Raw genomic sequence first — 19,203 nt, 5'->3', positions numbered from 1 at the left:
CGCGGGGAGGTTGTATCAGTCCCGCTAATTTATCAGGCAGAATAATGGCAGAAAAAGCAGGCGGGTGCGAAGGGAATAGTAAACCGCACAAAAAGAACAGTCCTGAGCCGGTCGGCCCGTGCGCGTAACCTTTCTCTTCCGTTTGTCAGCCGTTCCGATGCTCTTTCAACAGCTGTGCCAGCTGCGTCAAGCCTGCCGTTAGCTCGTCCGGCGAGGGGGAGCCCAGGCACAGGCGAATGCCCGTCGCACGTTCGTCGCGGGCCACCATCACGGTGTCCGGCGGTGTCACCTTTACGTTGACCAATGCGGCGGCGGCGGCCACAGACTCGGCGGTTTCGCGCGGCATCGGCAGCCAGACATGATAAGCGTCGGGATGCGATACGCAGTCGTCGGCATCAAATATCGAGGTGGCCAGATGCACTCTTCGCTGAGCCTCATGGCGCAACGCTTGCGGTATCGTCTCGATTGCGCCGCTGGACAGCCACTCCTCCACCACAGCGCAAGACAGTGGCGAAGGCGCGAAAGGAATATCTTGCAAGGCTTCTTCCGCCGCAGTTTGCATGCCGGGCGGCAGAGTCAGCATGCCAATCCGCAACCCCGGGCCGAGCGTTTTCGACAGGCCATTGACATGGAACGCCCGCTCGGGCGCCAAAGCCGCGAGCGCAGGCGCCGCAGAGTGACCCAGCGCGTAGACGCCATCCTCGATGATCCAGACATTCGCCTGCCGACATATCTCGACGATAGCCTGCCTGCGCTCGGCGCTCATGGTGGCGGTCGTCGGGTTATGCAGCGTCGGCGTCAGATAGACCGCGGTATGGCCGGAGGAGACTCGCTCGAGCGCGCTCGCCAGCGCCTGCGGCACCATGCCTTGCGCATCGATCTCCACGCCGATCAGGCGATGGCCTTTACGTCGGGCCAGCGCGATCGCGCCGGGGTAGGTGAGTCTCTCCGTCAGTATCGTGCCGCGTGACCCGCAGGCCAGGTCAAACGCCAGCGAAATCGCCTGACGGGCATTGCTGGTCAGCGCCAGGTGCGACGGATCGATCGTGACGCCGGCGTTTTCCAGCCAGCGGGCCAACAAACGCCGGTGCTCCAGATGCCCGGTCGGAGGGGAATAGAAGTTCAGATGGTCCGCATCCATTTTCCGCGCAATGCCGGCCAGCGTGCGCGCCAGCAAACGATCGGTAAGCATCGCCGGCGGCGCATTGGATGAAAGATCGATTTCGTGTTTTTCACGGGCGCGGCGAATCGCCACGAACATCCCGCGGCCTTTCACGCTGCGAACCAGCCCGCGTCGTTCCAGGATGGCGTAGGCTTTGGTCACCGTGCCCAGACCGATCGCCAATTGCCAGGCGAGGGGACGGTGAGCCGGCAAACGATCGCCCCCTTGCAGCTTGCCCTCGATAATGTCGTCAGCCAACGCCAGCACCAGCCGTTCGACGGTAGTGGCTTCCACGTTGGCCAGGCGGGGTTGCCAGGGGGATTGAAGCCGCATGGTCGCTCTCCGGAGAAAGAATATAGTGTCACGTGACACTATTTAAATAGGCGAAAAGTGTAACACATACTATGTTGGTGAGGAGTCCCGGCGTTTTCAACAACGGCTCGGCCGTAAGGCGGGTCAGCGGAGTTTTTCCATGATGGTCAGTCAGCTTGCGTTGGTTTACGGCGCCTATCTCCTCGCAACCGCCAGCCCCGGCCCCAGCAACATGGCGATCATGGGCGTGGCGATGCGTGACGGCCGCAGGCCCGCATTGGTGCTGGCCGCCGGCGTGATGACCGGATCGCTGTGCTGGGCGATGTTGGCCGCGACCGGCCTTTCCGCCATGTTGGCCACGTATGCGCAGGCGCTGTGGACCATCAAGATCGTTGGCGGCGTGTATATGCTGTATCTGGCGCTGCGCGCCGGAAAGTCCGCGTTACGCACGTCCGCCGCGACGTCGGGCATGGCCGCGGAGCGCGATGCGCGGCCTTATCGGGCGCTTTATCGGCAGGGCGTGCTGATGCATCTCGGCAATCCCAAGGCCATCATGTCCTGGATGGCGATCATGTCGCTGGGATTGCGGCAAGGCGCGCCTGAGCAGGTTTTACCGGCAATTATTGGCGGTTGCGCGCTGCTCGGCGTGACGATTTTCGGGGGGTATGCCCTGTTGTTCTCAACGGCGCCGATGATCGCGTTTTACACCCGGGTGAGGCGCTGGATTGAAGGAACGCTTGCGCTGCTGTTCGCTTTGGCGGGCCTGGAGCTGTTGATATCGCGGGGGTAATGAACGCCCGGCGTTAACCTGAGGAGAGAAGCGATGGTTTTTGGCATGCAAATGGTGGATGTCTTTGGCGCCGGGCCGCTCGCTGGCAATCCGTTGGCGGTGATCACGGGCGCCGAAGCGTTGTCGACGGAGGACATGCAGCGTTTGACGCGTTGGTTCAACCTGTCGGAGACGGCCTTTTTGCTGCCGCCGACGCACCCCCAGGCGGATTACCGGGTGCGGATATTCACGCTGGATCGTGAAATGCCGTTTGCCGGGCACCCGACGCTCGGCAGTTGTCATGCCTGGCTCACTGCGGAGGGTATGCCGCGCAATGATGCGGAGATCATCCAGGAGTGCGGGGCGGGCTTGGTGAGCATTCGCCGCGAGGCCGGACGGCTGTGTTTTGCCGCGCCGCCGTTGATTCGCTCCGGGGCGCCTTCAGAAGCGGCGTTGGCCGACGCGCTGCGGTTTTTGGGGATCGCGCCTGAGGAGGCGCTCGATGCCGCCTGGATCGATAACGGTCCGGGGTGGCTGGGGATCCGGCTGGCCAGCGCCGAACGGGTGCTTTCCCTGACGCCGGCGAGAAGCTGGCCGCGCAGGGTCGACATTGGCGTCGTCGGTCCACATGCCGATGGTGACGCAGCCTTCGAAGTTCGCGCCTTTTTGAGCGATCATCTTGGCGCTATCGTCGAAGATCCGGTCACCGGCAGCCTCAATGCCTCCCTGGCCCAGTGGTTGTTCGCAAGCGGCGTGGTCAGCGGCGGCTATATCGCCGCTCAGGGGCGCTGCCGTGGGCGCAACGGACGCGTGCATGTCACCCGCGACGCGAGCGGCCGGATTTGGGTGGGCGGCGATACGCGCACTCAGGTCGAAGGGCGGCTGCAAGGGATTGGCACGGCGTAGAACGCGCCGCCGCACCGCGTGCGGCTGAGCTGAATATCGATTTTCATCCGATAAGGAGTGAGCAGTATGTCTGCAACGGCCATCGATACCTTGAAAATGCTGGTGCGTTACAAAGCCTGGGCGAACGCCTTGACCTTTGACTGTGTGGCGGCCTTGCCGGAAGGCGAAGCGCTGCGGCCGCGCCCGACCCGTTTCGGCAATATGGTGCATACCTTGAATCATGTGTATGTGGTGGACGATATCTTCAGGCACCATCTGCAAGGCCGCAAGCATGGCTACCTCGCGCGCAACACCGAGCAAACGCCTGCGCTTGACGACTTGCGGTGCGCGGTGGAGGAAATGGACCGCTGGTATATCGAACAGGTGGACAGCTGGTCGCCGGAGGCGCTGGCGCAAGTGGTGCATTTCGCGTTCGTCGGCGGGGGGGAAGGCCGCATGACGCGGCAGGAAATCGTGCTGCATGTCGTCAACCACGCTACCTATCATCGCGGTTTTGTCGGCGATATGCTCTATCAGGTGCCCTTTGCTTCACCGGCGAACGATTTGCCGGTGTTTCTTCGCGATCATTACCGCCGGGCGCCGTGAGGCGAGCGAGATAAATAAAAAAAGCCAGACGCTTTCGCGCCTGGCCTGTTACGCGCCGGAACCCGGCGAGGTTGCGCCTCAGCGCATGGTGACGAACTCTTCCGCCGCGGTCGGGTGGATCGCCACGGTGTTGTCGAAGTCCTTCTTGGTGGCGCCCATCTTCACCGCCACCGCGAAGCCCTGCAGGATTTCATCCATGCCGAAGCCGATGCCGTGCAGGCCGACGATCTTCTCTTCTTTACCTGCGCACACCAGCTTCATGCGGCACGGCTGACGGTGCTGCGTCACGGCGCTGTACATGGCGGTGAAGGAGGATTTGTACACCTTCACGTTGTCCGCGCCGAACTTCTCGATGGCTTCCGGCTCGGTCAGACCGACGGTGCCGATCGGCGGGTGGCTGAACACCACGGTGGCGATGTTGCTGTAATCCAGGTGTTCGTCCGGCTTGTTGTTGAACAGGCGCTCGGACAGACGGCGGCCGGCGGCCACGGCGACCGGGGTCAGCTCTACCGCGCCGGTGTTGTCGCCCACCGCATAGATGCCTTTGACGTTGGTGTTCTGGAACTTATCGACGTCGATGTAGCCTTGTTCGTTGGTTTTCACCCCGGTGACGCCGAGGTTCAGGTTGTTGGTCGCCGGTTCGCGGCCGATGGCCCAAATCAGGCAGTCGACGGTGAATGCCTTGCCGTTTTCCAGCTGCAGCGTCAGGCTGCCGTCGGCGTTCTTGACGATCGCTTTCGGCACGGATTCGGTGTGCAGGCTTGGTCCTTCGGTGTTCATCACTTCCACCAGGGTTTCGACGATCATCGGATCGAAGGTGCGCAGCGGCGCGTGCTTGCGCACGAACAGATGCGTTTCCGCGCCCAGCGCGTTCAGCACGCCGGCGATCTCTACGGCGATATAGCCGGCGCCGACGACGGCGACGCGTTTCGGCATGGCGTCCAGCTCAAAGAAGCCGTCGGAGTCGATGCCGTATTCCGCGCCCGGAATAGCCGGATGGCTCGGGCGGCCGCCGGTGGCGATCAGGATGTGGTCGGCGGTGATGGTTTCGCCGTTCACTTCCACGGTGTGCGCATCCACGAAGCGCGCGAAGCCTTTGATCACGTCGACCTTGTTCTTGCCCAGCACGTTGTCGTAGGAATTGTGGATGCGGTCGATATAGGCGGTGCGGTTGGCGACCAGCTTTTTCCAGTCGAAGGCGTTGACGGTGGTGTCGAAGCCGTAGTCCGGGCCGTACTGATGGATGGCCTCGGCGATCTGCGCCGCGTGCCACATGACTTTTTTCGGTACACAACCCACGTTTACACATGTGCCGCCCAGCTCTTTGGCTTCAATCAGCGCACACTTTTGGCCGTACATGGCTGCCCGGTTGATCGATGCGATACCGCCGCTGCCGCCGCCAATTGCTAGATAATCGTAATGTTTCGTCATCTGGGATTTCCATGAGTTGTGAATTTGAAGAGGGTAAGAGTTTAACGCCTGACCGGGGTTTGTCGCAAAGATTGCGTCGATGGCTGCGATAGGCGGACGCAGGGCGCGGCAAACCGCGCCCTGATGGGGATTATTCCGGTACCACCCAGTTCACCAGATGGTGACCGATGCCCGACGGCACCAGCACCTTGTGCAGCCACGGCAGCACGTTCTTCATCTGCTGTTCCAGCTTCCACGGCGGGTTGATGACGATCATGCCGGAGGCGGTCATGCCGCGCTGATCGCTGTCGGGTTTCACCGCCAGCTCGATCTGCAGGATGCGGCGAATGCCGGTGGCTTCCAGATCGCGCAGCATGCGTTTGATCTGCTGGCGCATCACCACCGGGTACCACAGCGCGTAGGTGCCGGTGGCGAAACGCTTGTAGCCTTCCTGAATGCCTTTGACCACATCCAGGTAATCGGTCTTCATTTCATACGGCGGGTCCATCAGGATCAGGCCGCGGCGCGACAGTGGCGGCAGCTGGGATTTCAGCTGCTGATAGCCGTCGGCGCGCTGCACTTTGGCGCGCTCGTCTTTCTGGAACTCGCTGCGCAGCAGCGGGTAATCGCTCGGGTGCAGCTCGGTCAGGTGGATTTTGTCCTGCGGGCGCAGCAGCTGGCGGGCGATCAGCGGCGAGCCGGGATAGTAGCGCAGCGTGCCGGAACGGTTGAAGTTGTGCACCACGCTCATGTAGGCCGCCAGCTCTTCCGGCAGATCGTCGCGTTGCCACAGCAAGCCGATGCCTTCCAGGTATTCGCCGGTGCGCTCGGCGTGTTCGCCGCTGAGCTGATAACGGCCCGCGCCCGAGTGGGTATCCAGATACAGGAACGGCTTCTCTTTTTCCTTCAGCGACTCGATGATCAGGCTCTGAACGGTGTGCTTGAGCACGTCGGCGTGGTTGCCGGCGTGGAAACTGTTGCGATAACTTAACATGACGGGTGGCGGTTCCTTGTGCTCCGCAGGCGGAGCATTCAATGCAATAAGGCTTATAATCTGCACAGTATAAACTGTCTGGCCGGGAAAAACCGGACTCCGTTGCCGCAGACGTTAACAGAAAGGGACAGGACGATGAGCAAACAGGCGATTTTGGCGAATTACCCCGACGCGGCGCGCTGGGCGTTCGGCGACGGCCCCGCGTTAGCCGACGAGCTGCTGGGATTGGTGCTGAGCGGGGATAAAACCGCCACCTGCAGTTCCTATGCGAGCTATCGTCGGGAACAAACCCCGCGGATCGGCGATTACAACATCGTTCTCGATGGCCGCGGCGAACCGGCTTGCGTGATCAGAACCCTGGCGCTGCGCCTGGTGCGCTACGATCGGGTGACCGCCGAGATGGCGGCCAAAGAGGGTGAAGGCGACAAAAGCCTGGCATTTTGGCGCGAGGGGCATCAGGCATTCTTTACCCGCGAGGGGAGCTTTGCGCCGGACATGTGGCTGGTATTCGAAGAATTCGAACGGGTTGAAACGCTGTGAATCACAAGGATAAAAGATGAGCTGCATTTTTTGCGACATCGTGGCGGGCAAGGCGCCGTGCCATAAAATCTGGGAAGACGACGACCATTTGGCGTTCCTGTCCATCTTTCCCAACACCGACGGTTTCAGCGTGGTGATCCCCAAGGCGCACCACCCGAGCTACGCGTTTGATCTGCCGGACGAGGTGCTGAGCGCGTTGATGCTGGCGACCAAGCGGGTGGCGCGGCAGCTGGATCGCGCGTTCGAGGATGTCGGCCGCTGCGGCATGGTGTTCGAGGGCTACGGCGTCGACCACGTGCACGCCAAATTGATCCCGCTGCACGGCACCGCGTCGCTGGAACAGTGGCGGCCGATCGAAGCGACCTCGCCGAAGTTTTTCACGCGTTACGAGGGCTATATCTCCTCCCACGATGCGGCGCGCGCCGACGACGAACAGCTGGCGGCGCTGGCTGCCCGCATCCGCCAAAGCGCCATTTAAGGCACGAACGATCAACGCCGGGCATTGATTTTCCTGCTGCCTGGCTCCATGTTAGAGATTCATACGCATTTTAAGGCTCGCCCGTGCGGCGGGCCCCAACGCTAATCAGGACTGCCCTATGACAAATCCGTTGCTGACCCCGTTTTCCCTGCCGCCTTTCTCGGCGATCCGCCCTGAAGATATCGTGCCAGCGGTGCAATCCGCGCTGGCGGACTGCCGCGCTGCGGTAGAGCGCGTGGTCGCGCAGCCGGGCCCGTTCACCTGGGACAATCTGTGTCAGCCGTTGGCGGAGTCGGACGATCGCCTGTCGCGCATCTGGTCGCCGATCGGGCACCTGAACTCGGTGAAAAACAGCCCGGAGCTGCGCGCCGCCTATGAGCAAGCGCTGCCGCTGCTGTCCGAGTACGGCACCTGGGTCGGCCAGCACGAAGGGTTGTATCAGGCCTACCGCAGCCTGAAAGAGGGCGCGGCTTTCGAGGCGCTGAGCGTGCCGCAGCGCAAGGCGGTGGACAACGCGCTGCGCGACTTCGAACTGTCGGGCATCGGCCTGTCGGCGGACAAACAGCAGCGCTATGGCGAGATCGTTGCGCGCCTGTCCGAACTGGGCTCCACCTACAGCAACAACGTGCTCGACGCCACCATGGGCTGGAGCAAACTGATTACCGACGAAGCCGAGCTGAGCGGCCTGCCGGAAAGCGCCCTGGCGCAAGCGCAGGCGATGGCGCAGGCCAAAGAGCAAGACGGCTGGCTGCTGACGCTGGACATGCCGAGCTACCTGCCGGTGCTGACCTACGCCGACAACCGCGCGTTGCGTGAAGAGATGTACCGCGCCTTCGCCACCCGCGCCTCTGACCAGGGGCCGAACGCCGGCAAATGGGACAACAGCGAAGTGATGGCGGAAACGCTGGCGCTGCGCCACGAGCTGGCTCAGCTGCTGGGCTTCGCCACCTACGCCGACAAGTCGCTGGCGACCAAAATGGCGGAAAGCCCGGAGCAGGTGATCGGCTTCCTGAGCGATCTGGCCAAACGCGCCCGCCCGCAGGCCGAGCAAGAGCTGGCGCAGCTGCGCGCCTTCGCCAAACAGCACTATGGCGTGGACGAGCTCGACGCCTGGGACATCACCTACTACGGCGAAAAACAGAAGCAGCACCTGTTCTCCATCAGCGACGAGCAGCTGCGCCCATACTTCCCGGAGCAGCGGGTGGTGGAAGGGCTGTTCGAAGTGGTGAAACGCATTTACGGCATCACCGCCAAAGAGCGTAAAGACGTGGAAACCTGGCATCCGGACGTGCGCTTCTTCGATCTGTTCGACGCCGACGGCGAGCTGCGTGGCAGCTTCTACCTCGATCTGTACGCCCGCGAGAACAAACGCGGCGGCGCCTGGATGGACGACTGCGTCGGCAGCCTGCGCAAGGCCGACGGCACGCTGCAAAAACCGGTCGCTTACCTGACCTGCAATTTCAACCGTCCGCTGGGCGACCAGCCGGCGCTGTTCACCCATAACGAAGTGACCACGCTGTTCCACGAATTCGGCCACGGTCTGCATCACATGCTGACGCAGATCGATACCGCCGGCGTCTCCGGCATCAACGGGGTGCCGTGGGATGCGGTCGAACTGCCGAGCCAGTTTATGGAAAACTGGTGCTGGGAGCCGGAAGCGCTGGCGTTTATCTCCGGCCACTACCAGAGCGGCGAGCCGCTGCCGAAGGCCATGCTCGACAAGCTGCTGGCGGCCAAGAATTACCAGGCGGCGCTGTTTATCCTGCGCCAGCTGGAGTTCGGTCTGTTCGATTTCCGCATGCACTTCGAATACAGCCCGGAGAAAGGTGCGCAGATCCTGCCGACGCTGGCGGAAGTCAAGAAAATGGTGGCGGTGGTGCCTTCGCCGAGCTGGGGTCGCTTCCCGCACGCCTTCAGCCACATCTTCGCCGGCGGCTACGCGGCGGGTTACTACAGCTACCGGTGGGCGGAAGTGCTGTCGGCCGACGCCTACTCGCGCTTCGAAGAGGAGGGGATTTTCAACGCCGAAACCGGCAAATCCTTCCTCGACAACATCCTGTCGCGCGGCGGGTCGGAAGAGCCGATGGCGCTGTTCAAACGCTTCCGTGGCCGCGAGCCGCAGCTGGATGCTATGCTGCGCCATTACGGCATTAAAGGATAACCCGACACGTGAGCGTGTGTTTATTGTGTGAAGCAGGCGCCGATCCCGGCGCCTTGTCTGTTTTGGCGCAGCGCTGGCGGCTGACGTCCGACGACGACGCGCCGATGGCGCTGGTATTGACCCCGCAGCGGCTGGAACTGCGCAAGCGCGACGAGCCTAAGCTGGGCGGGATCTACGTCGATTTCGTCTCCGGCGCCATGGCGCATCGGCGCCGCTTCGGCGGCGGCCGCGGCGAGGCGGTAGCCAAGGCGGTCGGCATCAAGGGCAGCTACCTGCCGGACGTGGTGGACGCCACCGCCGGGCTGGGGCGCGACGCCTTCGTGCTGGCGGCGCTGGGCTGCCGGGTGCGGATGCTGGAGCGCAATCCGGTGGTGGCGGCGTTGCTGGACGACGGTCTGCAGCGCGGCTATCAGGATGCGGAAATCGGCCCGTGGCTGCGCGAGCGTCTGACGCTGCTGCACGCTTCCAGCCTGACGGCGCTGGCGGATCTCAGCCCGCGCCCCGAGGTGGTGTATCTCGATCCGATGTTCCCGCACAAGCAGAAAAGCGCGTTGGTGAAGAAAGAAATGCGGGTGTTTCAATCGCTGGTGGGCAGCGACGATGACGCCGACGGCCTGCTGGAACCGGCGCGCCGTTTGGCGACCAAGCGCGTGGTGGTGAAACGCCCGGACTACGCGCCGCCGCTGGCCGACGTGCCGGCGCACGCCGCCACGCTGACCAAAAGCCACCGTTTCGATATCTACATGCCGCTGTAATGTCAGCCGGGCCCGCCGTGTCGGGCCCTCAGTTTTCCTCCCGCAAACTTTTCCCCACGCCGCCGCCCGGATGCACCGCCAGCAAGGCGCTCTTGTCGTAACCGCTACGCGCCATCAGGCAGGCGCAGGCGGCGTCGAAGATCGCCAACACCAGCACGATCGAGGTAGTGGCCAGCATATTCAGCGGATCTATTTCCTGTTGCACCCCGGTGGCGATCGTCAGCTGCGCCGCCAGCGCGATGGCGGAGTGCGGGTTTTCCGTCACCGCGATCAGCGGCACCCCCTTGGTCTGCAGCGTCGGCAGCAGACGGGTCAGCTCGTCGGAATTGCCGCCGCGCGAGATCAGGATCAGCAGATCGTCCGCGCGCAGAAAGCCCAGATCGCCGTGCGCCGCGCCGGTGGCGTCGAGGTAGACCGCCGGTCGCTCCACGCAGGCCAGCATGTGGGCTATCTTGCGCGCCGCAATTCCCGAGGTGCCGACGCCGGTGACGGCGATTTTACCGCGGCAGCCGGCCAGCAGCCCCAGCAGCCGCTGCCAGGTGTGCGCGTCGAGGCGTTCGCCCAGCTGCGCCAGTTCCCGGCTGTAAGTTTGCCAGCCCTGTACGGCCTGCCGCCATTCCTGCTGCATCACGCCTCCTCCTGCATCAGCCGGCGGTATTTCATGTGGTCGTTGTACAGTTCGTGGAACACCCGGTATTTGCGGTCGTAGTAGCTTTTTATCTGGTTGGTCTGCGGCGTAACCGTCTTGCCGATGCGGCTCATGGCGCTCATCGCCTCCGGCAAGGTGTCGAATACGCCGGCCGCCACGGTGCCCATCATCGCGCCGCCCAGCAGCATTGCTTCGCTCTCCTCCGGCAGCAGCATGGCGCAGCCGGTGGCGTTGGCGTGCTCCTGCACGAAGATCGGGTTCTTGGTGCCGCCGCCGCTGGCCATGATGGTATCGATGCTGTAGCCGCTGTGGTTCATGGTTTCGATGATGTGGCGGGTGCCGAGCGCGATGGCCTGAATGGTGGCCAGGTAGTGCAGCGCCATGTCTTCCGGCGTGCGCGACAGCTTCAGCCCGGTCAGGATGCCGGTCAGCGTCGGGTTGGCGCGCGGCGAGCGGTTGCCGTGGAAGTACGGCAGCATATGAATGTCCTGCGTCAGGAAGGCGATGTTCTCCGGTTCGCCGGCCATGCGGCGCAGAATGGCGTTCAGCACCTCATAGATGGTCTGCCCCTGGGTTTTCGCCTGCGCCAGCAGCTCCTGATAGCACGGATGCGACTGGATGACGTGGTCGATCAGCGCGCCGGTGGCGGACTGGCCGCCTTCGTTCAGCCAGTATTCCGGCAGGATCGCCGAGTAATACGGCCCCCAGACGCCGCCGATAAAGCGGGCGGTGCGCGACATCGCCATATGGCCGGTGGAGGTACCGCCGATCAGCGCGACGCGGCGATTGAAGTCGGCCACCTCGCCGGAGACGCCGGTGGCGCCCAGCGTGCCGAGGGTGCCGGCGTGCGCGTCGATGATCGATACGCTCACCGCCGTGCCGGCGATCAGTCCCATTTCAGCGGCGGCGCGCTGAGTCAGGCCGTGGCCCAGCGGCTCGCCCATCATTTTGACGTCGCTGCCGATCTTGGCCGCGTCGTGTTCCAGCACGTCTTCCAGCCCGATCTGCTGGAAGTAGCTCTTGTCCCAACGCTGTTCGTGGCCGAGATAGGTCCACTTGCACACCGTCGAGCACAGCGAACGGGTGGCGTCCTGGGTGGCGCGCCAGGTGAGGAAGTCCGGCAGATCGAACAGGTAACCGGCGTTGGCCCAGGTGGTGGGCATGTGCTGTTTCAGCCACAGCAGTTTCGGCGTTTGCATCTCCGGCGAAATGATGCCGCCGACGAAGTCCAGCACCCGGTGTTTGGTGGCGTTGATGCGCTCGGCCTGGGCGATCGCCCGGTGATCCATCCACACGATGATGTTCTGCTCGGTGCGGCCGGAGGGGCTGACGGTCAGCGGTTTGCCTTCTTTATCCAACACCACCAGCGAACAGGTGGCGTCGAAGCCCAGCCCTTTGACCTGGATCGGGTTGATGTCGGCCTGGTTGACCGCGTCGCGCACCGCATTGCACACCGCTTGCCAGATGTTATCCGACGACTGCTCGACGAAATCCGCCTTCGGCCGGTACAGATCGATGGCCCGGCTGGCCTGGCCGACCATGCGGCCATTGAGATCGAATACGCCTGCGCGCGCGCTTCCGGTGCCCACATCTACGCCAATAAAATAGCTCGCCATTATTTTCTCCTCAGGCTTTTCGATTCTGTAACGCGATAAACAGGATCAGCACGCCGCCCCACCGGGCCATGGTCAGGTAGCTGCTGACCCCCAGCAAATTGAGGCCGCTTTCCAACATTTGCAGCACGATCAGCGCCAGCACCAGCCCCAGAATACGGCCGAAACCGCCGTCCGGGTTAATGCCGCCCAGCACCGAGGCCAGAATGGTCACCAGCAGATAAGATTCGCCGTAGCCGGCCTTGGCCGAGTTGAACTTGGCCATCATCAGCAGCGCGGCTCCCCAGCCGAGCAGCGCCGACAGGATATACACTGCGATCTGCACCCGCGCGGTGTTCACGCCGCTGAAGCGGGTGGCCTGCTCGTTGGAGCCGATCAGGTACAGGCTGCGCCCCAGCGTGGTGTGCTCCAGCAGCAGCCACAGCCCGACCGCCACCAGCAGGAACAGGATCAGCGCCACCGGCACGCCGAGCACGGCGCCGTTGCCGAGAAATTGAATCGCCGCCGGGAAGCCGGAGATCACCGCGCCGTTGGACAGTAGAATATTCAGGCCGGTGATCAGCGTCATGGTGCCGAGCGAGGCGAGGATCGGCGAAACGCCGATCCAGGCCACCAGCGCGCCGTTCAGCGCGCCGATCGCCACCGCCACCAACAGGCCGGCCAACAGCGCCAGCGCCAGGAACAGCGGCTGGTCGGGATGGCTGACGATGATCGCCGCCATCACCAGCGAACAGGCGTTGGCGCCGGCGATGATCGACAGGTTGATGCCGCCGGTCAGCATGGTGATGCCCATGCCGAGCGCCAGCAGGCCGAGGATCGGCAGCTGCGAGGCGATCGACTGGAAGTTGCCGAGGCTGAAGAAGCGGGATCCGAGCAGCCCGGCGAACAGCAGCGCCACCGCGATGATGATCGCGCCCTGCAGGCGAATGATCCGGTCGTTTGGGATCAACCGAGTTAACTGCGTCATGTCAGATCTCCTTGAGCAGCTTGCGTTTTTCGTTCCAGGCGGTGGTGCTGATGCTGATCAAAATGATCGCGCCGCTGAATACCTGGTGCCAATAGGCCGAGACGCTGAGCAGCGTCAGCCCGTTTTGCAGGAAGGCCAGCAGCACCACGCCGAGCAGGGTGCCGGTCAACGATCCGCGGCCGCCGCTCATGCTGGTGCCGCCCAGCACCACCGCCGCCAATACCGTCAGCTCGAAGCCGAGCAGCGAGTTGGGCGCCACCGACTGGGTGATCTGCGCCTGCACCACCGCCGCGACGCCGGCCAGAATGCCCATATAGCCGTAGACGCAAAAATGCAGCCGCAGCAGATTCAACCCCAGGCGCGACGCCGCGTCGCGATTGCCGCCCATGGCGTAGATCTGGCGCCCCAGCCGGGTGCGGTTCATCAGCACGCCGGTGACGACGATGGTCGCCAGCAGGCACAGCAGCGGCAGCGTCAGGCCGTAGTCGTAGCCGTCGGCGCCCTGGAACGAGAACCAGTTGATGCCGTTCATGAACCAGTCAGGGAAGCCGTACAGCCAGGTGCCGTTGGTGGCGTATACCAGCAGGCCGTAGAACAGGTTAAGGGTGGCGATGGTGATGATGATCGCCGGCACCTTGAGCCAATACACCAGGAAACCGTTCACCAGCCCGAGCAGCAGGCCGACGCCGATCGCCAGGGCGAACGCCAGCGGGAAGCTGCCGCCGTGCTGGATCACCCAACTGGCCATCACGTATTGGGCGATGGCGGTGATCGCCGGGAACGAAATGTCGATGCCGCCGGCGATCAGCACCACGAACAGCCCGCAGGCCAGAATGCCGAGAATGGCGTAGCTGGTGGCGACGTCGGTCAGGTTGCCGAGCGTCAGAAACTCATCGGTGCCGGCGCTCAGGCCGATCGCCAGCAGCAACACCAACAGGCCGAGATAAAACTCGTGTCGCCCGGCCAGGCGTGCCAATAATGACTTATCCATTCACCACCTCGGCGATCTGTTGTTCGGTACTCTGGTGCGGCGCGAACTCGGCGATCAACTCGCCTTTGCGCATCACCATCACCCGATGGCTGTTGTAATAGGCTTCCGGGATCTCGTCGCAGATCATCAGCACCGCCATGCCCAGCTGCGCCAGATCGCGGGCGATCTGGTAGATCCCCTCTTTGTTGGCGATGTCCACGCCGACGGTGGGTGAGTCGAGGATCAGGATCTTCGGCTGGGTCGCTACCCATTTGGCGATGGCGATGCGCTGGGCGTTGCCGCCGGAGAGAGTTTTCACCGGCAATGTGCTGTCGGACACCTTGATGTTCAAATCGCGGATCAGCCGGTTGACCAGCTCGGTCGCCCTGGCGTGATCCAGCAGCCCGAGCGAGGTATGCAGCCGATCGAAGACGGTGACGATGGTGTTGTCGTAGATCGATTGCTCCATGATCAATCCCTGCGTCAGACGATCCTCCGACACATAGCCGATGCCGTGGCGCACCGCTTCGCGGTTGTTGTGCAGCTGCACCGCCCGGCCCTCGATGCGGATCTCGCCGCTGTCCGGCCGCGTCATGCCGAACAGGCTGAGGCACAGTTCGGTGCGGCCGGCGCCGAGCAGGCCGACGATCGAGACGATCTCGCCGCCGCGCAGCGCTAGATTGACGTTGCGGTATTTCTCGCCGCGGCTGAGGTTGCGCACCTCGAGCAGCGGCGCCTGTTCGGCCGGCGGCAGCGGCGGCAGCGGGCTGTAGTGGAAGCGTTGGCCGGTCATCAGGAACGCCAGTTCATGGCTGTCCAGTTCGCTGGCCGGCCAGGTGCCTACCAGCTTGCCGTCGCGCATCACGCTGATGCGATCGGCGACTTCCATCACTTCATCCAATCTGTGGCTGACGAACACCACGCAGATGCCGGCCGCCTTCAACTCGTTGACCACCCGCAGCAGGCCGTCGACCTCCTGGCGGGTCAGCGAGGCGGTCGGTTCGTCCATAATAACCAACCGCGCTTCGGCGGCGATGGCGCGGCAAATCGCCACCAGCTGCCGATCGGCGATCGACAGTTTTTCCACTTTTTTATCGGGAGCGATGTGTACGCCGACCCGCGCCATGGCGTCCAGCGCCGTCTGGCGCATCAATCGCTTGCGCACCCAGAAGCGGCCACCGGGCAGGTAACGGTGGATGGCGATGTTCTCCGCCACCGTCAGGTTGGGGAACAGCGACAGGTCCTGGTAGATCACCTGTATGCCGTAATAACCGGACAGCTGTGGCGTCAGGGCGTGGAAGAGTTTGCCTTCCAGCGAAATATTGGCGCCTTTTTCCGGCTGATAGACGCCGGAGATGATTTTAATGATGGTGCTTTTGCCGCAGCCGTTTTGCCCGGCCAGACAGTGCACTTCGCCTTTATTCAGCGTCAGGTTGATCTGGTCTAATGCCAGCACGCCTGGGAATCGCTTGCTGATATTCTCCAGGGTGATAAATGCGGGGGAGGCTGTCATAACGTTAACCTGTGCTTGCGTAGCGGCCGAAGCCCTGGGCGCAGCAACGCTGCGCCCCTACGAGGGTTTAACTACTTTCCCGGTGTAGCGAAATTACGCGAAAAATCAGAATCCGAGCGATTTGGCGTTGTCTTTGGTCACTTCCAAAATCTTATTAAACCGAATCACTTTGTGTTCCATATCGACGTCGGCCTTGCCGAGGCCCTCGATCGACAGGTCTTTGTTCACGTCCTTGCCCTGCAGCAGCTGATCGGCCACCGTCACCAGCGCATAACCGGCGTCTTTCGGATCCCACAGCAGCGCTTTCTTGATGTCGCCGCGCATCAGGTAAGGGGCGGCCTGCGCCGGCATGGCGATGCCCACCACCGCGATTTTGTCCTTGGCGCGCTTCTTGGCCACCGCCTGGCCGGCGCCGATCGGGCCGAGCGAGCCGAAGCCGATGATGCCCTTCATCTGCGGATAGGTTTTCATCAGATCCAACGTGGTGGCGTAGGATTTGTCGATGCTTTCCGCCACCGGCAAGCGCGAGGTGACTTCAAACATGTCCGGGTATTTTTCTTTCTGGTACTTGATGGCGGAATCGGCCCAGGCGTTGTGCAGCGGCACGGTCAGCGAGCCGACGTAGATGGCGTAGCCGCCTTTGCCGCCCATGTCTTTCGCCAGTTCATCGACGTTGGCCTGCGCGTATTTCTCGCTGTCGATGGTCTCGATGTCCCACTGGCCGATCTGCTGGTCCGGGGATTCATGGGTCAGCACCACGATGCCTTTGTCACGCGCTTTTTTCAGCACCGGTTCCAGCACCTTGGCGTCGTTCGGCACCACGATGATGGCGTTGACGTTCTTGGCGATCAGATCCTCAATCACCTTGACCTGCGCGGCCGGATCCGGCGTAGAAGGGCCGGTCTGGTAAGCGTTGACGTCGAGTTTTTTGGCCGCTTCGTTGACGCCCACTTCCATGCGGTTGAACCACGGAATGCCGGTCACTTTGGCGACCACGGCAATCTCATATTTATCAGCGGCGAACACAGGTGTTGTCGATAACATGCACGCAGAAACCACACATGCATTTAATAATGCGAGGTTAAATTTCATTAGCTGTACCTTTTTTATCTGTAGGGGTGGCGGTTTTTCCACCGCTGCAGATTACAAAGGAATGGAAGAGGGGGCGTAGCCGAAGTTAACAAAATGTGATCTGCGCATATTTAAGTAAAATATTGACGAATTTAATGTTAAATAAATGTTTAATTATTTGGCAGTGGTAAATTTACTACCAAATAAACGGCTGTAAATAACTTTTTATTAACTTTTAATCAACGTATTCGCATCATTTTGATGGCTTGGACGCGGAAAAAAATGCCGGCGAAGGAGCCGGCATTGAAGCATTTAATCGATGTGTGAACAAGATCACCTTTGCGCCCGATTACAGCACGCCCTGGGCCAGCATCGCCTCCGCAACCTTAACGAAACCGGCGATATTCGCGCCGTGTACATAGTGGGTTTGCTTGCCCTCGCCGCCGTATTCCACGCAGGCATGGTGAATATCCGCCATGATATGTTGTAAACGTACATCCACTTTTTCCGCCCGCCAGCCGATGCGCGCGGCGTTTTGCGCCATCTCCAGCCCCGACGTGGCCACGCCGCCGGCGTTGGCCGCCTTGCCGGGCGCGAACAGCACCCCGGCGTCAAGGAAGGCGTCGGTGGCCTGGATGGTGGTCGGCATGTTGGCGCCTTCCGCCACCGCCTTCACCCCGTTGCGGATCAGCGTCTGCGCCGCCTCGAGATCCAGCTCGTTTTGGGTGGCGCACGGCAGGGCGATATCCACCGGCACGCTCCACGGCTGCTGGCCCGCCAGATAGGTCAGACCGCGCTCACGTGCATAGTCCGCCACCCGGCCGTAACGCTGGTTTTTGATCTCCGCCAGGTGCGCCAGCTTCTCGGTGGTGAAACCGTCTTCGTCCACCAGGGTGCCGCCGGAATCCGACACGGTGATCACGCGCGCGTCCAGCTCCAGCGCTTTCTCGATGGTGTACTGCGCCACGTTGCCGGAGCCGGATACCGCCACCCGCATGCCCTCAAAGCCCAGGCCGTGGCGCTGCAGCATGGCGTCGGTGAAGTACACCAGGCCGTAGCCGGTCGCCTCGGGGCGGATCAGGCTGCCGCCGAAGGAGAGGCCTTTGCCGGTAAACACGCAGGCGGTGTTGTTGGACAGTTTTTTCATCATGCCGGCCATAAAGCCGACTTCGCGGCCGCCGACGCCGATGTCCCCGGCCGGCACGTCGGTGTCCGGGCCCAGATGGCGATACAGCTCGGTCATCAGTGCCTGGCAGAAGCGCATGATCTCGCCCTGGCTTTTGCCCTTGGGATCGAAATCGGAGCCGCCTTTGCCGCCGCCCATCGGCAGGGTGGTCAGCGCATTCTTGAAGGTCTGCTCAAAGCCGAGGAACTTCAGGATCGACAGGTTCACCGACGGATGGAAGCGCATGCCGCCCTTGTAGGGGCCGATGGCCGAGTTGAACTGCACGCGGAAGGCGCGGTTGACCTGCACCTGGCCGCGATCGTCCACCCAGCTGACGCGGAACTGAATGATGCGCTCGGGCTCCACCAGGCGCTCCAGCAGCGCCTGTTCGCGATAGCGCGGATTGCGTTCGATAAACGGCCACAGCGAGGTGAACACTTCGCGCACCGCCTGCAGATATTCCGGCTGGTGGGGGTTATGGCGTTGTAACGAGGACAGGAAAGACTCTACCGATACGGCATATTCCATGGATAACTCCTTTTCGCATTAAATTTCCCCCGCTATTTCTTATAGATATGGGTATAGGCGATGCCCGGGGGAGGATGTTGTGTCTTTAGCGACTATATCATCGGAGGGCGGTTGATTATCAAGCGATTAATCGGCGTGGCGGCATGAAAAACGCCCGCAGGGCGCGGGCGTTGGTCAGTTAAGTTAGCAGGCGCTTACTTTATTCGTCTTCTTCATCGCGCAGCGGCACGATCAGCATATCGATGTGCACGGTATTGATCAGCTGGCGCGCGGAAGACATCAGCTTGCTCCAGAAGTCCTGATGGTGGCCGCACAGCACCAGGTCCATATCGTATTTCTTGATGGCGTCCACCAGCACCTGCGCCAGATCGCCGCTGCCGCTCAGGGTCTCGGTGATCGGGTAGCCGGCGTTTTGCGACAGCTCGGTCAGCGCCTGATGGGTTTCTTCAGAGATGCGTTTTTGCATGTCGCCGAGATTGACGTCGATCAGGCCGGTATAGAGGTCGGAATAGTTGACATCGACGTGGATCAGAGAAACTTTGGCGTTATACGGCCGCGCCATAGAGACGGCTTTTTCTACCAGGATCTTGCTTTCCGGGGATAGGTCCACCGCGATCAATATGTGTTTGTAAGCCATAAGAATACTCCTTCCATA

18 protein-coding genes are annotated in these 19,203 nt (G+C 62.1%); 7 read left to right on the top strand and 11 right to left on the bottom strand.

The features are described 5' to 3' along the window. Positions 1–145: 145 nt before the first annotated feature. Positions 146–1,495: a PLP-dependent aminotransferase family protein gene (locus tag IT763_RS22295; RefSeq protein WP_016930452.1), complete on the bottom strand. Its 1,350-nt coding sequence runs from the start codon at positions 1,493–1,495 to the stop codon at positions 146–148. 139 nt (positions 1,496–1,634) lie between these two features. On the opposite strand from IT763_RS22295, the gene IT763_RS22290 reads away from it, so the two are divergent. The 3 genes from IT763_RS22290 to IT763_RS22280 all read left to right on the top strand — a co-directional run bounded on the left by IT763_RS22290 (position 1,635) and on the right by IT763_RS22280 (position 3,734). After that, positions 1,635–2,264 carry a LysE family translocator gene (locus IT763_RS22290; protein WP_143778608.1) on the top strand — a complete coding sequence of 210 codons (630 nt, stop codon included), beginning with the start codon at positions 1,635–1,637 and terminating at the stop codon, positions 2,262–2,264. 33 nt (positions 2,265–2,297) lie between these two features. Further along, positions 2,298–3,149 carry a PhzF family phenazine biosynthesis protein gene (locus IT763_RS22285; protein ID WP_016930450.1) on the top strand — a complete coding sequence of 284 codons (852 nt, stop codon included), beginning with the start codon at positions 2,298–2,300 and terminating at the stop codon, positions 3,147–3,149. 66 nt (positions 3,150–3,215) lie between these two features. Continuing rightward, positions 3,216–3,734, top strand: a complete 519-nt coding sequence (locus tag IT763_RS22280) for a DinB family protein (protein WP_110147503.1) — start codon at positions 3,216–3,218, stop codon at positions 3,732–3,734. Between the two features lie 78 nt (positions 3,735–3,812). Here the strand turns inward: IT763_RS22280 and gorA are convergent, their stop codons facing one another. Together gorA and IT763_RS22270 are read right to left on the bottom strand one after the other, a co-directional pair. Further along, complete coding sequence (gene gorA / locus IT763_RS22275) at positions 3,813–5,165, bottom strand: glutathione-disulfide reductase (protein WP_197766440.1); 1,353 nt, start codon at positions 5,163–5,165, stop codon at positions 3,813–3,815. A gap of 130 nt (positions 5,166–5,295) precedes the next feature. Beyond that, positions 5,296–6,138, bottom strand: a complete 843-nt coding sequence (locus tag IT763_RS22270) for a 23S rRNA (adenine(2030)-N(6))-methyltransferase RlmJ (RefSeq protein WP_206195024.1) — start codon at positions 6,136–6,138, stop codon at positions 5,296–5,298. Between the two features lie 135 nt (positions 6,139–6,273). Between IT763_RS22270 and IT763_RS22265 the strand changes: the two genes are divergently transcribed. From IT763_RS22265 to rsmJ, 4 genes are all read left to right on the top strand, one after another. Continuing rightward, a complete protein-coding gene (locus IT763_RS22265) occupies positions 6,274–6,678 on the top strand; it encodes an ASCH domain-containing protein (protein ID WP_197759333.1) in 405 nt (134 codons plus the stop codon). A gap of 16 nt (positions 6,679–6,694) precedes the next feature. After that, the gene (locus IT763_RS22260; protein ID WP_049300429.1) at positions 6,695–7,156 is read left to right on the top strand and encodes an HIT family protein; all 462 of its coding nucleotides are present in this window, start codon (positions 6,695–6,697) and stop codon (positions 7,154–7,156) included. 118 nt (positions 7,157–7,274) lie between these two features. Continuing rightward, complete coding sequence (gene prlC, locus IT763_RS22255) at positions 7,275–9,317, top strand: oligopeptidase A (RefSeq protein ID WP_206195023.1); 2,043 nt, start codon at positions 7,275–7,277, stop codon at positions 9,315–9,317. An 8-nt stretch (positions 9,318–9,325) separates the two neighbouring features. Further along, positions 9,326–10,072, top strand: coding sequence for a 16S rRNA (guanine(1516)-N(2))-methyltransferase RsmJ (rsmJ, locus tag IT763_RS22250; RefSeq protein ID WP_028128290.1), 747 nt, complete (start codon positions 9,326–9,328; stop codon positions 10,070–10,072). A 28-nt stretch (positions 10,073–10,100) separates the two neighbouring features. On the opposite strand, the gene IT763_RS22245 is transcribed toward rsmJ, so the two are convergent. From IT763_RS22245 to uspA, 8 genes are all read right to left on the bottom strand, one after another. Next, positions 10,101–10,700 (bottom strand): SIS domain-containing protein, encoded by a 600-nt coding sequence (locus IT763_RS22245; protein ID WP_164053900.1) that lies wholly within the window; start codon positions 10,698–10,700, stop codon positions 10,101–10,103. Beyond that, the gene (locus IT763_RS22240) at positions 10,700–12,337 is read right to left on the bottom strand and encodes an FGGY-family carbohydrate kinase (RefSeq protein ID WP_016930442.1); all 1,638 of its coding nucleotides are present in this window, start codon (positions 12,335–12,337) and stop codon (positions 10,700–10,702) included. Before IT763_RS22240 ends, IT763_RS22245 begins: the two co-directional genes overlap by 1 nt. Positions 12,338–12,347: 10 nt before the next feature. Continuing rightward, on the bottom strand, positions 12,348–13,301 hold the full coding sequence (locus IT763_RS22235) for an ABC transporter permease (protein WP_206195022.1): 954 nt from the start codon (positions 13,299–13,301) through the stop codon (positions 12,348–12,350). A 1-nt stretch (position 13,302) separates the two neighbouring features. Next, positions 13,303–14,292 carry an ABC transporter permease gene (locus IT763_RS22230; protein ID WP_004930997.1) on the bottom strand — a complete coding sequence of 330 codons (990 nt, stop codon included), beginning with the start codon at positions 14,290–14,292 and terminating at the stop codon, positions 13,303–13,305. Then, positions 14,285–15,784, bottom strand: a complete 1,500-nt coding sequence (locus IT763_RS22225) for a sugar ABC transporter ATP-binding protein (RefSeq protein ID WP_206195021.1) — start codon at positions 15,782–15,784, stop codon at positions 14,285–14,287. The genes IT763_RS22230 and IT763_RS22225 overlap by 8 nt, the downstream gene beginning before the upstream one ends. A 105-nt stretch (positions 15,785–15,889) precedes the next feature. Beyond that, positions 15,890–16,876, bottom strand: coding sequence for an autoinducer 2 ABC transporter substrate-binding protein (locus IT763_RS22220; RefSeq protein WP_028128102.1), 987 nt, complete (start codon positions 16,874–16,876; stop codon positions 15,890–15,892). 328 nt (positions 16,877–17,204) lie between these two features. Further along, positions 17,205–18,548 carry an NADP-specific glutamate dehydrogenase gene (gdhA, locus tag IT763_RS22215; protein WP_016930438.1) on the bottom strand — a complete coding sequence of 448 codons (1,344 nt, stop codon included), beginning with the start codon at positions 18,546–18,548 and terminating at the stop codon, positions 17,205–17,207. A 199-nt stretch (positions 18,549–18,747) separates the two neighbouring features. After that, positions 18,748–19,185, bottom strand: a complete 438-nt coding sequence (uspA, locus tag IT763_RS22210; RefSeq protein WP_004930988.1) for a universal stress protein UspA — start codon at positions 19,183–19,185, stop codon at positions 18,748–18,750. Positions 19,186–19,203: the final 18 nt, after the last annotated feature.

It is taken from the genome of Serratia sp. CMO1, assembly GCF_015689115.1.
Classification (GTDB): Bacteria; Pseudomonadota; Gammaproteobacteria; order Enterobacterales; family Enterobacteriaceae; genus Serratia; species Serratia marcescens.
This window is presented reverse-complemented; position numbering and strand designations above follow the sequence as displayed.

Bases quoted from the DNA above. Each gene is read 5' to 3' on its own strand.
- uspA (WP_004930988.1), bottom strand. From the start codon at position 19,185: ATGGCTTACAAACACATATTGATCGCGGTGGACCTATCCCCGGAAAGC.
- IT763_RS22245 (WP_164053900.1), bottom strand. From the start codon at position 10,700: ATGCAGCAGGAATGGCGGCAGGCCGTACAGGGCTGGCAAACTTACAGC.
- IT763_RS22260 (WP_049300429.1), top strand. From the start codon at position 6,695: ATGAGCTGCATTTTTTGCGACATCGTGGCGGGCAAGGCGCCGTGCCAT.
- IT763_RS22220 (WP_028128102.1), bottom strand. From the start codon at position 16,876: ATGAAATTTAACCTCGCATTATTAAATGCATGTGTGGTTTCTGCGTGC.
- IT763_RS22230 (WP_004930997.1), bottom strand. From the start codon at position 14,292: ATGGATAAGTCATTATTGGCACGCCTGGCCGGGCGACACGAGTTTTAT.
- IT763_RS22240 (WP_016930442.1), bottom strand. From the start codon at position 12,337: ATGGCGAGCTATTTTATTGGCGTAGATGTGGGCACCGGAAGCGCGCGC.
- prlC (WP_206195023.1), top strand. From the start codon at position 7,275: ATGACAAATCCGTTGCTGACCCCGTTTTCCCTGCCGCCTTTCTCGGCG.
- IT763_RS22290 (WP_143778608.1), top strand. From the start codon at position 1,635: ATGATGGTCAGTCAGCTTGCGTTGGTTTACGGCGCCTATCTCCTCGCA.
- IT763_RS22225 (WP_206195021.1), bottom strand. From the start codon at position 15,784: ATGACAGCCTCCCCCGCATTTATCACCCTGGAGAATATCAGCAAGCGA.
- gorA (WP_197766440.1), bottom strand. From the start codon at position 5,165: ATGACGAAACATTACGATTATCTAGCAATTGGCGGCGGCAGCGGCGGT.
- IT763_RS22265 (WP_197759333.1), top strand. From the start codon at position 6,274: ATGAGCAAACAGGCGATTTTGGCGAATTACCCCGACGCGGCGCGCTGG.
- IT763_RS22285 (WP_016930450.1), top strand. From the start codon at position 2,298: ATGGTTTTTGGCATGCAAATGGTGGATGTCTTTGGCGCCGGGCCGCTC.
- IT763_RS22280 (WP_110147503.1), top strand. From the start codon at position 3,216: ATGTCTGCAACGGCCATCGATACCTTGAAAATGCTGGTGCGTTACAAA.
- IT763_RS22270 (WP_206195024.1), bottom strand. From the start codon at position 6,138: ATGTTAAGTTATCGCAACAGTTTCCACGCCGGCAACCACGCCGACGTG.
- IT763_RS22295 (WP_016930452.1), bottom strand. From the start codon at position 1,495: ATGCGGCTTCAATCCCCCTGGCAACCCCGCCTGGCCAACGTGGAAGCC.
- IT763_RS22235 (WP_206195022.1), bottom strand. From the start codon at position 13,301: ATGACGCAGTTAACTCGGTTGATCCCAAACGACCGGATCATTCGCCTG.
- gdhA (WP_016930438.1), bottom strand. From the start codon at position 18,548: ATGGAATATGCCGTATCGGTAGAGTCTTTCCTGTCCTCGTTACAACGC.